Origin of the sequence: Psychrobacter pocilloporae, from assembly GCF_029872915.1 — a bacterium.
Lineage (GTDB): Bacteria > Pseudomonadota > Gammaproteobacteria > Pseudomonadales > Moraxellaceae > Psychrobacter > Psychrobacter pacificensis.
Genome location: NZ_PGFT01000001.1, coordinates 1,884,741 through 1,900,108, shown reverse-complemented (window position 1 = coordinate 1,900,108; position 15,368 = coordinate 1,884,741). Strand labels below are relative to the sequence as shown.

5 protein-coding genes are annotated in these 15,368 nt (G+C 37.0%); 3 read left to right on the top strand and 2 right to left on the bottom strand.

The window, feature by feature from the left end; genetic code table 11:
* Positions 1 to 208: 208 nt before the first annotated feature.
* From CUR83_RS08095 to CUR83_RS08085, 3 genes are read left to right on the top strand one after another with little or no spacing between them, the layout of a single operon-like run.
* The gene (locus CUR83_RS08095; RefSeq protein WP_071001753.1) at positions 209 to 769 is read left to right on the top strand and encodes a hypothetical protein; all 561 of its coding nucleotides are present in this window, start codon (positions 209 to 211) and stop codon (positions 767 to 769) included.
* Positions 769 to 3,093: a hypothetical protein gene (locus CUR83_RS08090; RefSeq protein WP_071001752.1), complete on the top strand. Its 2,325-nt coding sequence runs from the start codon at positions 769 to 771 to the stop codon at positions 3,091 to 3,093. Before CUR83_RS08095 ends, CUR83_RS08090 begins: the two co-directional genes overlap by 1 nt.
* Positions 3,086 to 6,346 carry a site-specific integrase gene (locus CUR83_RS08085; RefSeq protein ID WP_071001751.1) on the top strand — a complete coding sequence of 1,087 codons (3,261 nt, stop codon included), beginning with the start codon at positions 3,086 to 3,088 and terminating at the stop codon, positions 6,344 to 6,346. Before CUR83_RS08090 ends, CUR83_RS08085 begins: the two co-directional genes overlap by 8 nt.
* Positions 6,347 to 6,374: 28 nt before the next feature.
* Here CUR83_RS08085 and CUR83_RS08080 read toward each other — a convergent pair whose 3' ends face one another.
* Together CUR83_RS08080 and CUR83_RS08075 are read right to left on the bottom strand one after the other, a co-directional pair.
* Positions 6,375 to 11,672, bottom strand: coding sequence for an AAA family ATPase (locus CUR83_RS08080; protein ID WP_284719418.1), 5,298 nt, complete (start codon positions 11,670 to 11,672; stop codon positions 6,375 to 6,377).
* Positions 11,673 to 15,206, bottom strand: a complete 3,534-nt coding sequence (locus CUR83_RS08075; protein WP_284719417.1) for an SIR2 family NAD-dependent protein deacylase — start codon at positions 15,204 to 15,206, stop codon at positions 11,673 to 11,675. It lies immediately after the preceding gene.
* Between the last annotated feature and the right edge of the window lie 162 nt (positions 15,207 to 15,368).

Below are 15,368 nucleotides of genomic sequence, written 5' to 3'. Positions count from 1 at the left end.
AACCTTCTCAGCTAATAAAAGTATAAAAATCAACAACCTCTTAAAGCTATATTCTTTATAGTTTCAAGAGGTTTTTTTATGCCTAAAATAATACTAACTACTTAATAATACTAATTATTTTATGATATTAAGACCGCAATAATAAAGCGTTTGACACCTAAGTGTTCATTAGATAACATGAATTATATTCACTATTTTTGTAAAAAAGATGAAAAATAATAAACTTAAGGTTGGGCAAAAGCTTGCCAATCCTAGTAAGGATGATTTGTATGTACATCCGTATGCTAGAGCCGCGTTATGTGTTTGGCAGAGATTGAGACCTAAAACGACTTATATCAATACGAAGTTTTTGGATAACTTCTACCGTCCACCACTGCGCTTGGTTGATGGAGGAAGCGGTACTTTCTATTTCTTTAATGATTTCCAAAGAGTCGATCAGGTCTTAAGGTTCGAGAATAATAGGGATTATCCATGCTTGATAATCCCTGAAAGTATTAAAGACGTTCAGCAGCTCGCATGGATGGAGGTCATAGACTTGATGTTCTTGAAAGGCATTCATCATCCTGATTTGTTTAAAGCGCTTAAAAGCACTGCACCTCAAAGTGTAATATGTCAGCTTATGGGGGTTAGGCAACTGACTGTAAGGGAGTATTGCCATTTTGCAGGTATTAGCCAGAGTAGTTATGAATATCGCCAATGTAAGTTTGCACTAGAAGAGCGTGTTCTAGGTATTCCTCAAAGTATGAGCTGGTTGAGTGGTGCACCCTAATGAATATAAAGCAGTTTGATAACAGCGAATTACAGAGGGTTTTAGATCATCTAGTGCCACTTGATTCACCGTACTGTATAAAAGTACAAACCTTGATTATTAATACTCTTTATATTAATCCAGGCTTCTGCCTACATATTGGTAAGCAGGCCAACATAGATATGCCAGTATTTGCATCGTCTGAATGTGAAGCTATTGCCAGGGAAGTCGTCAAAGAGAAAAAGATCGAGGCTTGGGCAGTCACTTATATGCTGGTCTTGTTTTACCAGATGTATGGCCAAGCACGTAGGGATGATGAAGCATGGCAGTTTATGAGTGCATATCTGCAGATAATTATAATGATTGCTATACGTAAGGATGAGCACTCTGCCAAAGTCAGTCAGCTAAGTGTGCGTCTAAGGATGGGGTTAAAGGACAATAACCCACAGTCTGAGATTGTTAAAAAACTGTTTGATATCCATGCTCAACGTGCTTCACTGAAGAATGCACTAGAAGCATTACGCGTATATGAAGCTAAGATAAGAAGTGATGAAGAGTCAGGCAAAGTGGTTAATCAAAAGTTGGCGGGTAAAATTGGTCAAATAAGACTTGCCTATGAAGTGATTGCAGATAATAAAGCGTTTGTGGGTAAAACCTATACCAACTCACAAAACAATAAATTTAGCAAAGAACACACTAATAAGCGATACCTTGATTGTACTGATGAACCATTAAGAGCAACAGTATTCGGCAAACCCCATAAAAATGATAACGTGGCGGACGCTGAAAATACTGCTGATGATGACCCGCCTGCGCTTCTAGACAATGACTTTAAGCCTTCCAGGACAACCGCTAAATCCTCAGAATTACAGCAATGGAAGCTAAAAAACAACTATCGACATGCCCGCCGTAACCAGTTTTATTTTCCTACTAATTTACGTCAGCTAAGTCTACTGAGCTATCAGATGTTATTTGCTCGGGTGTGGCAGATTTTTGGCGTTGTCAGCTATAAACAGCGTCGGGTTTATGCCGTTATATTACTATCAATGCTAAGTGGTCGGAAGGTCCAAGACGTGATTTATGAGCTGGCGTTGGATAAAAGTCAGCGCAAGTGGTTGAGTCATGAGAGCGGTTCGGCTGCTGATAGTTATGCTATGAGTAATACTATTAACGTAACTTCAAATCGTAGAAGCCACTTATTGCCACATCGTCAAAGCCATGATAATGAATTTAAATTACCTCTGCCAGCGAGGCTACAAGCAGTTATTGAAAATAAGTTTTCGGTGGATGGCGATGAAGTGTCTGAAGTGCTGGCAAGCTTGAAAGTGCAACTAGAGCTACCGGTGTTATCAAATCAGCATATTGACGCTTGTTTATATACAGTTATAAAGAATGAGCTGCAAGAGTCATTACATGCCGACATGATTACTGGAGTTGATGTGAAACACAGCTCGCCCTTGTACTACACCAGTATTGAGACAATAAGCTTAGAGAAGACTTACTACAGCGCCATACAACTATTGACCGAATACTGTACTGCGGACAGCCAAGGTGAGCTGCGACAGCTTAGTATGTCTAGCACGAAAAGCAATCGTTATAAAAAATATATTGGTAGTGACATGACTTTAAATATTGATATCTGCCAAAGATTTTTTGATGAGCTTGCTGAAGCAACTGAGAGTTATAACGGTCGATTAAAGCGGAACGTAAGCATAAGGCAGGACCGTTATATTGAGCAGTTCAATGCTTATGGTATCTGGCTATGGCATATCATCTTTATTCAGACTGGGATTAGACCCGTAAAGCACGCACCTGGGCTTTTAAATCAGTTTGACTTTAGGCAGCGGCTGTTATGGGTATCGGATAAAGAAGAACGTCAGGGACAAGGGCAGGGAAGGCTTATTCCTCTTAGTGATTTCTTAATCATAGCGATTCAAAATTATATTGAATATATCAAGCAATTTGCGGTCATGCATAATTCTATATATCCCAATGATCAATTTCCTATAAATAACATTTTGAACTCTAGTCAGCCACTCATTCAGCTATTTAGCCAAAATCCAAAAGGCTTTACCGGTATTACGCCTAGTAAGGTTCGCTATCAGATAAAACACTTTTTTAGTCATCAAGATAATTGGCTTAGACATCAATTACGCTCACTACTAACGAATAAGTCTCCTGAGCATTTGATCTGCGCCCTATATGGTCATGAACATCCAGATCAGGAGGCTATGCATCCCATGTCGTCATTATCCATTAATGAGCTAAAAGCGTTATCCGCTGACTTAGAGAAAGTTGCAGTTGAGCTTAATCTACGACAAGTTGAGGTGAATATATATGGATAATGCCGTTGCTCATCAGTTAAGAGAAGAAAATAAAAGCAAAAGTCATGAGAGTATCAAAAATGAGGCGAAAGTTTTGATAGCGTCTTATGTTGATGACAATCACATACCCACAGGAACAGACCTAACTGAATACTATCAAACCATTGGTAGCATACTTGAGGTGCATTTTGATACTGCGCATAGCTATCACTTAGCCAGACAAGGATTTTTAGAATACATACGGAGTTATAACAAAGCTCATGAACTGAGTATGGATGAACCAGTTGTGCCAGTCATAGCAGAGCGTGATCATTTAACAATATCCTATGATTGGATGGTAAGTGGTGCTCAAGTAAGCCTTGCTAGCCAGCAAATAATTGAGATATGGCAACGGAAAAGAAGGTTCTCAAACAATGATTTGATTGAGTCAGTGCTCTACTGTAGCGTGATGTATGGGGGATTGAATGACATAGATGTGTTAAAAGCACTGTATCAATGGCTCCTAGGCGAACGTGACATATATCAATTGCAGCTACCAGCAACTGATGAATTACCAGATTCAGGTGTCAGCAGCGAGAGTTTGGCGCTAATCTTGCTCAGTATTGATGATGACAATTACGGTTGTTCTTATACGCAAAGTCATACCTCAGAGGATGTATCTGCTACAAGCTTACAGCGCTATGTAGAGTACATACCTGATGATATGACACTTTGCTTTTTATACGCGCTAAAAGATAAAAAGTTAAAAAAAGAAAATGTGAAGTCGTTTGAAACCATTATCAGTGATATTTGTAAGAAGCTAAAACTACAAAATAAAGATAAAAGTAAACCGCATTTATCACAGTTAATAAAATACGCTGACTATCATTGGCGGCAAATGAAAGGAGGCGATATAGACACTGCACTGGCTATTGTTAGACAGGGCAAGATTAAAACGACGGGCTTAACCACAAATAAGCTTATTAATTATAATCAAGAGGTGATTAACTCAAATCTACAGCCGCTCACTTGGGAAGAGTTATTTGTAGCAAGCTTTTCAGAATCTGACGAAAAGGGTACCAATAGTAGGGAGTATCCAAATTTTAGTAAGAATCTCATTAAAGAGGTTCAAGATGCCCTTAAAGGCAGTAAAGCATCAGCTATTACGCAAGTAGAGTTGTTACAACAGGGGTTTACCCAGCCTAATGCCATGCGTCTCTTAGGATGGGTCAGAAGCTTGTTGAGTGATAGTAACAACAGGTTAGATACCATTAGTAAATATCTGGGATGTATTGGTCGGGATTGGCTGATGCTAACAATGGATGAGAATCTTGATGAATGGTCTGGTGAGGACTTTGAAGCTGTATATGAGGAGATCATTCAAAGTAAGATTAAGGATGGAAGAAAGCAGTCTATTTTAAACAAAGAATCAGACTTTGGCGAAGACAATCTAGATACGGATGATGATTTAGTTGGCTGTGCAGACGATGTGTTAAGTCAAGGTAGTCTCAATGTCTTGAATAATGTGTATTTAAAGAAAAATAAAGTTTCATATCTGGATAAGCTCAAAGATACTCAAAAATTTACTTATGGCAGACTACGAGCTTTCCATGATTATCAGCGAGCGCACTATAATGCGCCATTTGTGTATTTCCCGTGGGGTAATAAACGCCAAGTGGTAAATGCGAACATGATATCACCTCGGATATATCATGCGATGAAAGAGTATCTGGTCAACTCGGATTTAGGCGATGAACAGAAAAACCTGTGCTTAGTAGTCTTAAGTCTTGCGTATCGGACAGGGTTGCGAATCAAAGAACTTATCGGTGTTAAAGTTCGTGATATAGCTGACATCTATATTGATGAGCATGGACAACGAATAGAGCAGCCACAAATATGGTTAAGACCAAATCGCTATCGGAGATTGAAAAGTAGCAGCGCAAGCCGCCTTATACCCATTAACTGCCTACTTAAGAAAGACGAGCTAAAACAACTTATTCAGTTATATCGTCAGCAGAAAAGATTGAAGCGTCGTTACTTTTTTTCTCAAGGTTCAGGCGATCAGCCATTACCCAGTGTGGTTTTTAGTAATCTCATGAAGTTAATTTGGGACAGATTGCTAGGAAAGCACGACTTCACATTTCATAGCTTTAGGCATACTGCGATTAGTCAGCTGGCGTTAGTACTAAGTAAGTCGCCATTGGCACAGGTGATGACTGATTATGATAATGAGCAGTGCGAAAAAGTAATAAAAGGCGTCCTTGGCTATCACAAGGATCAAGGCTCCTGGTTTGGGCTGGCTAGCTTTGCAGGGCATTTAACGTGCGACACAACCTTCGAGCATTATATTCATACTGCTCATCTGCTGGCAGGGGAACAGCTCAGTAACGCTTACTTAGAGCTACCTATAACCGTTTTAGACTTAATAACAGGACTAGATTATTCTGTTATATATAGACAAGACAAAACTGCTTATGATGCAACGACAAAGACGGTGCAGCTAAATAAGATAAGATCATACTTTGTTAAAAAAACAGCTGTTAATAAAACACGATTATTTAAGAATATAGATCAACCTGATAACAATACTAGCCAGCAACTGTTGAATAGTAATTTGGATGACTTTAAAGAGTCGAATGCAAATTCAATTTTCATTCATCCTAAATATGCGGACGTCATAGGTTTTCTAGAGCAGATGCAGGAGTTAAAAGAAAACTCTCGAGATCAGCTGTTACCTGAAGTTGCTATTAGACATGGTATAAGTCTAAATGACTCTAAATGTTTATACCTGCGCGCTAGTGAGCTGTTCGACGATGACAGGCTATTACTAGGTAGGCCTAAAGGTAGTAAGAATCAGGAAGTAATAATTAGAGCATTAGATAGAGCATATCAGATGTCTATAAAGGATCCTGAGAAGTTGAGAGTATTTATTGAGATATTTGCGCATAAGCATAACTTAAATAACTCATCGATCCATTTTGGTATTAAGGAGACCCAGATTGAGATGCTACAGAGTTTTATGCTAGTAGGTTGTCAGCTTATTGATGCCAGTCATTGGCAGGTGAGGGCATATAGCGAGCAAGTTGTAAGTGATGTTAAAAAAGACTTGAGTCTGAACAGCTCAATACGTGTCGGTGCACGTGAGAGTTTTCATGGCTATGAAGTAAGGGTTGTACAGAAAAAACGTAAACACTCTGACAAAAACTTGGCTACCACTAATCACTATTATGCGTCATCGGGGGTGCTTAAATATCTAGGATATCTGTTGATGGTACTAACAAAAAATAAAGTATAGAGTTTAGAGCTATTTATAGCTAGCTTATTCAATTAACCTTGATGCTTCTAAACAATTCGCTTTGTTGTAGTGAAGCACTTCGTCTATCACCTTGGTCAATCAGCCAGTCAATAATTCGTAAGAGCTTCTTACCAGTCTCTAAATCTAAAGGATTGTCCCTTTCTGCAAGGAATTGCACCAGTTCAGCTATACGAGAATACAATGTGCTACCTTGCCAGCCTACAAGCTTAGGCTTAGATATGACGGTTAAGACTTGATCTGCGAAAACTTCAGCAGGATAGTCATTTTTGGCATGGTCGCATAATTGCACAAAGTTTTGCATTACAGCACCAACCCAACCAGCTTCACGAACCAATTTATTAATTATGGGCATTACCAAATGAATGTCAGTCCAGTTACCATTTGCGAATCGTTTAGCACTATCAAATTGAGTGATGCGAGTAAACATTAACGTCTCTAGTGCATTATTTTTGAATACATCAAACTCTCCAATGCGATAGCTATTTGTGTTCAACTCTTCGACCTGCAAGAATCTTTCCATACAGTGTTCAAGTATTCTTACAATATCTTCTGATGCAACGATCTCGTCATATAGATTGCAGCTGCAATAGCTGATTAAAGGTTCTATAAGTTGCCAACCTTCTTGAGATTTTAGGTTCAATATAGGCTTTACAAACCTATGATAAGTCACGTTGAATGGCAATACTCCACAGATTGTACCAATGATATTACATAGAGCATCTGAGAATTCATAAAGACTGCCATGGTTGCCTTTGTGATTAGACTGTTCAGACCATGAAGGCTCAATTAGCTCAATAGTCCAATTAATTAAATTCTCTATAAAACTTAGAAGTTCTTCTTTGAATTCTGACTGTAGTAATTCCTTAATAGGTAGCTGCTTTAAGATATGACTCAAAAAAGTAGTATCCCATTGTTCATCAGATCTTTCCCACTTTATAGCGTCAAAAGACTTATTTAAAGAATAGTTCAAAGAAGGTCTATATTTTTCCTGTTCCAACTCAACCCAAGGACTTCCACATTTTGGAAGTTCAATGAATTGTTTATCAGACTCATAATATTCAGCTAAAATAGATTCTATACTCTGTAACTCCACATTTATTTTAGCTGTATCATCTGAGTTACAATTACGATATTTCAAATGATTATGACTCATTGATATAGCTATGAATATAGCGGAGTAACTGAGTTTTCTATCAACTTCATATAATGAGAGACATTCGTTTAAAGCTGATATGGATATTTCATTTACTGGACTCGCAATAATGCATAATATTTGGATTTTTGAGTTATCATCAGCTGTATCAAATTTTATTTCAGAAGCTAGTGCTTTACTAGCAAATATCTTTGGATGAAATGTAAGTTTTGCTTCTGGGGTGCTGCACTCATATGAGTTAAATGGTAAATCTAATATTTTATTTATTACCTCGCGTGCCCATTCTAAATCTGTATCAGCTAGCGCTTCTCTAAAGCATAAGGCCATCGTTGCTACGGCGACAACAGCATTTTGTTTCATGCGTTTATGAGTAGATTCCTCGGTCCATCCTTCACAACCATCTTCAAAGAGCTCTAGCTCATCGTATTGTTTCATAAACTCTAGAGCAGATTGAATAGAATATCCTTCTACAATGGAGTCTTGTAAAAGAGATTTATGAGCCCAATAGGCTATATTATTAAAACTAAGAAAATCTACACTTTTCTTCTGTTCTTCTATGTTTTTGCTATTATTCAAAGAAGGGCTATGATGCGAAATAGTGACTATACTTTCGTTTTCAGTAGGCTGAACTATATAAGTAGCTTCATCTGCATATTCGGCATAAAATTTAGCTCGTTCTATTAATCTTTTAGTAACTACTGCATTATCCATCTGTTCTTCGAAATTGTATGGTAGAAAGTTTGCAAGTCCAATTAATCTTTTTTTGATCTCCTCACTAAATTTAGAAAAAACGAATGCACTTAGTAAATTTGACAAGCAAAATTTATAGCTTTTCCTGTCTGACGATGAACCACGTATATCTTGAGTAAATCGATAGTAATCTAGATCAAGCACCTTTTGATTCGTCACCAAAGGAAATACAGTTTTGCTAATGCACTGTTGTTCAAGAGCAAGTACAGATACAACACTTAGGATAGCTACTGATTCATGATCTTTAGTTATTTTTTGAATTAACTCGTCTAGATTCGCACCCGCTTCTAACTGCTCAAAACACCACTTTTCTAAGGTCATAAATGCTGATGACAATGTATCATTTATCCAGTATGGACGTGACCAAATATATTCTTTCTCATTGCCCCAGAATGCTTGAGATCCCCAAGGAAATTCTAATGTAATAGGAATTGGTGTGAGCTTTTCATCTGATAGCTCATGAAGCTGTCGCCAAGCCTTATTAGCATGGTTTGATAGCGCTGTAATTAGTCTTAAGCCAGAGTCGGGAGCATATTTTAATAATGAATGGAATGGCTCTTTGATTGGAGAGGAAGGATAGAAGCCAATAAAGTCACTGTTAATAGCAAGGCTTTTCCAGTCACTGTCGCTAACGACTTCAGTTGGAAATGGACTTAAAAACATTGCTCTACGTTGAAGTAGTTTTTTTTGCTTATCAGTAAGCTCTTCTTGTGGAATGCTATTTAATTCCAACCAATACTCTTGAGATCGTTTTCGTTCTTCACAGTCACGTTTATATTTATCTAATGGTAATTCACACAATAATTTTTTTAAGCAAAACTCAACAATTAGGTCAGCATGTTTTTGTACTATAAATCCAGATAATTGGATTATATGTTTGAAAATCTCATTAGGTATTTCATCTAGATCGAGTAGCCTATTCAAATAGGTTTGAATGAAAGTTGGATTAGAATTTGCTGAAACTATAATCAAATTACGTAGCGCATCTTTAAATCCTGTTATGTCATTAACTAATTGCCAGTTATGAGTACTAGGATGATCTTTTATCCCTTCGATTTCAGATAGCCAATCTAAAGCTATTTGTAATATTTTGGATGAAAACTCAATAACAACCTGTGAAGGCTGTGTAGCGTTTTCAAAATTTATTGCTAGGTTTTGAAAAACTTTAAAGACATCGACAACTCTTGGATATATGTTTTCTGGCAATGAAGGAGTATCTTCTAATATAAAAATAATAACTTGAAACCATAGGGTTAAATCAGTCGGCCACGCAAGAGAGGTAGCAACTTTTATATCTTTGGAAGTAGCAAGTATCAGCGGGTTTGGCTGTGTCTTTTCTGCTTGAAACCAAACCAATAACTTCTCATAGAGATCATAGTCGTTTTCAGCCAGTTTGCCTCTAAATTGACCACTGTATTGTGCTGTATTTGGATGGCTGATAGCACCTAATAGCCAAGCTCGCAACCATTGTGAACGAAGTGTTTTAAACTTTGGGTTTTCTATTGCTATAGACCACTCTTCGTCCTGGAGCTTCTGCTGAGCCAATAACTCAACAACTCTAGCAATAGCAGGAGGTTGACCGAACGCTTCAATTTTATCAAGCCATGCATCATCAGCTTCAAATAGGTTGTACAATAATGACCATTCAAAAAAGATATCATGAGCAAAATCTACTACAGATTTTCTATTATCGACTCTAATCACACCGTCGCTGTTTAGTTCATCTAATTCCGAATTGCTATTAAGCGATCTTCTTTTTACGGGCTTACTAAGATTTTTTACCTTACGCTCAGCTAATTCTAGTAAAGCGTTCTGTCTATCTATAACTTTTTGACTCGTCGCACTATATCCACCACGTTTCCACCATTCATGAATCAAATCCAGTTCAGACTCTGGGGATGTATCGTTTGATAAACTTAGCGTAGATAGAACCTTTGCAAAAAATGGAGTTCTAGTGACATGCTTCACGTTTTCAGAAGAACTAAAAAGTAAGCTTCTTAAATTTGGAAACTGTGTTGAGAGAATATTGGCTTCATTATCATCTAATTTATTGACAGTGACGTTACCAATTGAAGCCTGCTTAAGAACAGACCCAAGCCATGTTCTTAGCGGCTCTAGCCCTGTCTCACGTAAGGTAACGACTATTTTCCACTTTATTAACAATGGGTCATTTAAAATTAAGCTTATTAACTCTTCGATAATTGGTCGATGCTGATTGTCTACACGGTCAATACCATCAATAAATAAGATAGGTGTGCCTGCTGATTGAATTTCAACTAATAGATCTTTTAAATTATGAGTTGAAGGTATCCCAGAGCTTTGAGCGTATTGAGACCAATTTTTACCGACCAATTGATTAGACTTTAAAAACAACACAAACGAGCTATTCAAATAACCTTCAACTACTTGACGTAGCAGAGCCGACTTGCCAGTACCCGGCATACCAGTTATTTGAATAAAGCGTTTTGATTTAATCTTTTCAGTAAACTCTAGTTTTAAACCAGTCCTATCTAAACTATACCCATCAATATCGCTTTGAATTTGATGCAAGTAAGTATTCGTAAGCTCTTTTATCTTTGCAATCTGCTCTTCAAAAGTTCTACCTTCTTTGAGTTTAACCACCTTACTTAACTCGTGGACCAACCGAACCCTATCAAACTGACCCGCTTTCCCTGCAGACTCTCTTCCTAACTCGTAAACATAAGACCAGACCAATACGGGCGATACAATACTATTGGTAGGTAACTGTGATTGAATCTGCTGTTCTGCTATATGTGCATCAACTTCACCATCATGTAAGAAGTCAAACCTAACAATAATAAAATGTTTTAGAAAGTCATGTTTTTGAGTAGGTGTTAACGGGGTAGCAGAGAACTCATTCAATAACTGATATACCACATCTCTAATAGCTTTAATATGTGCACTGGCGTTTCCTTCATTGCTAAACCGTTGCTCAAAGTGTTCAATATCGCCACTTTCAGCAGCTATATGACAAAGAAACCCTAAATCACGAAATTTAGCAGAGGATATCTCATTAACCGCCACTCCGTACTTATCTATATCATCATTAAAACTAGCATCTTGGTAGCTAGCAAGGCTGTCACGAATAATATCTCTAAAGTTTTTATTGCTTTCAGCAGAGCTAATCTTGAGGTCACGTTTGACCTGTAAGCTAGTGGTTCCAATTCGATCTGATGCATCTTTCCACTTTATAATAACGTCATCTAAAGGATAGCCGAAGTCTCTTTGCTGGCTAGCTACATTGACTACTGTACCATCACAGCCAGGTGCACTCGCTTCAGCTAATAATGCGGTTAAATAGAAGGCCACGACATGACCTTCGTAGGTAAAGCCATCACCACCTGCTAACTCAGGAGACTGTGAAGTATTTCTATTTTTCATTTATGCGAATCTTACTTCTGGTAGAGGGTCTGTTTTGGCTTCTTCAATGATTCTTTTCAATTCACTATCTGAATAATTTTTTAGTAGATTTCGAGCAAGTTTAATACTTTCAGTTCTAACTGAAGTAACATTAATCGCTAAATGGCTGGCTAGATTTACATTTTCGTAGGCACTACCATCAAAAATTATTGGAATGACTTCAATTAGTGTTGAAATATTTTCGTTACTTAAATATGCTAGAGAGTAGAGCTCATTAGCTATATATATCAATGAGGTAAGTCCACTAGTGCGATTCAAATTTATTGAATAAATTAACTTTGAAATTAATGGCTTCAATGCATCGTTAAAGTCTAATTTACACCAGTTCAGTAAAGCAGTTGCTGATGATACAACTTTTCTTGTGTCTTTTTTATAGAAACCTTCACGTATATCTTTCATAAGAGTATCAAAAGCTATATCAAATTTCTTAGAGAAAAATATGAATGAAGACAATACCTCAAAGGTCTCCGTCTTCTCGTAAAAATCAAGTAACTTATTTAAGTTAGCTTCATTTAAATTGGATTTTCCTAAATAAGGTGTTATAGCATGGTTCAAAGTGTATGCAACTTCTTTGGCCAAACGTTCTTCCGTATTATCTATAAAAAACTCAGGAACATCAGTGTCTTCTGCAGTGAACCGCCATGCAGTTAAAGTATTGAATATCTTGTTAGACTGTTTCTTCGTAGGCAGTTCTCTGTGTTTTTCATTCAAAACAAGATTTTTAATCGCTATAAGCGTATGGATATTAATTAAATCATTACTTTCAAAAAGATGTTTTCTAACAACTAAAGCCAACGCTTGACTATCATCGCCAGACAGTCCTAACAAAGCATGGTCTAAAATACCTAGTTTAGGAATGAAATTGTAGTTGGCTGGATTTCCCCATATTTTCCATTTTATAGATTCTAACTCGTTAGCATTCAAATAGTTATTTTCAATTAAAGGAAATAGCTTTATTAAAGCATGGACGCTGTCCTCATTGTTCGGAGAAATATGGTTTATGATTTCATCTAAACGTGAACTGATTTTAAGACTATCATTTCTTACGGGAGGTAATTTTACAACAGGGTTTGGCCATCTCTGACCAAAATCATTATCAATATTCACTTCGGTAGCTAAAGGAAATATGAGGGCATCTTCAAATATCTCTGATTTTCGATTATCTGATATAGCTAGTAAGCTGTATTCTATGAGATGACTATAAGGTTTGGACAGCCAGAAATGCTTTATTCCATCTATGATTGCAATACTGCAACCCCATTTAAACACTTCTATAGCCTTGTCTGGCTTCGCCCGTATAACGAACCTAGCTAAAGCCTCCATAAAAACTTGTAATCTACTAAAATAATAATGTACAGACTTATTGCTAGTTTGAATAATTTTTTCTAGCCAATAAATACAACCTTTATACGTCTGATCTAATAGATACTCTAAATCCTCCTCTGTTAGCTTTGCAATATTAATTCTTGATAGAGTTGTTTTAAGTATATCTGTAGTATCTGAGGTTGATGCTCGTATAGCATATATGAAACGATTTTTATTTTCTAAACTCTCCAGCTTAGCTAAATTCTCTACTATATCTTTAACGAAATTGACATCTCTCCATCTAATAGGAACTCCGACAGTGTTAGTTAACCCCTCTACAAGTAATAAAGGGTGTAACTCATTACTGAATGAAAGAGATTTAGAATGGTCTGTATAGCTTCCAGGGTCAAAAGAAGGCTCTATACTATTATTCTTAGCTTGTTTATCCAATGCTTCTGATAATCTCTTCCTGATATGTTCAAGATAAGTCCAAGGATTTGAATCCATATAGTCAAAATCATTGGGCTTAACTTCTAAATCATTACGGTTAAAGAAATCAGCTCCTTGAAGAAGAAAACTAACCCAAGCTAAACGTGATAAAACGTAAACTGAGGTTGGATCATTTCTAGATTGTAGTTTAAGATTTTTAAAAGCATCCTTTAAAAGAAACTCACCTTCATCAAACCTTCCCAACTCGGCTAGAAGTGATGCTTTTTTCATGTTCCATGATGGGTCTATGGCTTCAATATCTTCAACTAATTCTTCTAAACCAGAGTAATCGAAGCTTTCTCTAGCTAAAATAGCTTTATGATAGTTTATTTCGTTTTTTACTTCTGAAGAAGTCAGTTTAACTGTGTCTAAAATATGAGCTACTCTTGAGTTAATATTTTTATAATCGTTATCATCAAACCAGCGTGTACTTCTAAAAAGCCATAATGCTATTTCAATCTGCTGTTTGCTAGTTAGTCCACTAAGTTGAGAAGGATCACAAATTTCTAGAAGTTCTTCAGCTAAATGAATAGCATCCACACTAAAAGTAATGGTGTTACGCCATACGATTTCGTAAAGCATCCTTGATCGCAAATCAGGTTTCATTTCAGCTAAGTTTTTAGAGTTTGGAAAAGGATCGGTAATTTGATTTTGTAAGCTCCACCGTATATTAGATGGGCATACCAACCATACTGGATAAGACTCCCTATCTTTAACAAGTTGATCTAACTGAGTCTCAAGTAAAGCTGCTGCGTAGCTATGCTCCTTATGTACTTTACCTATTTCGTTTTCTGGGATAGTTTTACGAGTAATCGAAGTTGGTTCCCAATCCCAGCTATCTTTAGGCTTAAGTATCTGAAGAGCATTGAGAAACATTTTTGTTGCTTCACGATGTCTTTGATCATGGTTATCCAAGTGTTTAACTAGACTTGATAAATCAATAGGTGCTACATTGATTGACTCTAAATATTTGCGTTTAGCTGGACTTAAATCTAACGCTCCTACCAAGTATATTCGACGAGCATGACTTGCTAAATGATCTCTTACCCATCCAACCCATTGTAAGAAATTAGGATCATCACCTGAAAATCCTAATAAGCAAAACTCGTTTTCGATAAATATTTGACGGGCTAAATTTACAAATGCCGCATGAGTCTTGGGATACTGGCGATAATCTTCTTGAGTAAATATTAGATTATGAGATATTTGTACTGTTCCATGTAATTTTACGATTCTAGGAGAGCGAGAAGAGGATAGATCTTCAGGTTTGTTAACGATACTATAGATAGGTTTATAAATATCAGATGCTGCGCGTTCTAACAGCGTGTCCCAATTAGTTGTAAGCACTTCTGTCCAAGGTAGCTTTAACAGTGAGCCATACAAGTCGCTTGGTATCCATGCAGGGTCATTAACAGTTTGTTCGATTAAATCCCTCAAAGCTTGTTTACCGAAATAAGAACTATATTCTTCAGCGATTTGTAGCGGGTCGCCCCATGGATCGGATCCTAAATCTTCTGATAGTATTTTTAGAAGATCATTCCACAAAGGTAACTTACTATTTATATCACCACTACTAGCAGCGCTTCTACTAAAGCCAGAGCCTACCATTATAGCAGCGCCTTGATATGAAGTTTCATTTCGCCAAAGAGCTTCGGCGAGCTTTTTTAGTAATGGATAGTCGGGTAAGCTTTCAATACTCATAATGGCTACTCGTAAATAGTTAAATATTTATCATTATATTTAGTCAAACACAGCGTACCCGAAACTGAACGTAAAGCACGATCAAACAATGACTGCTCTCACAGCTATGACAGTCCAATTTATCATACTAAGAAGTATACTGCTTATAAAATAGAGTAGTAG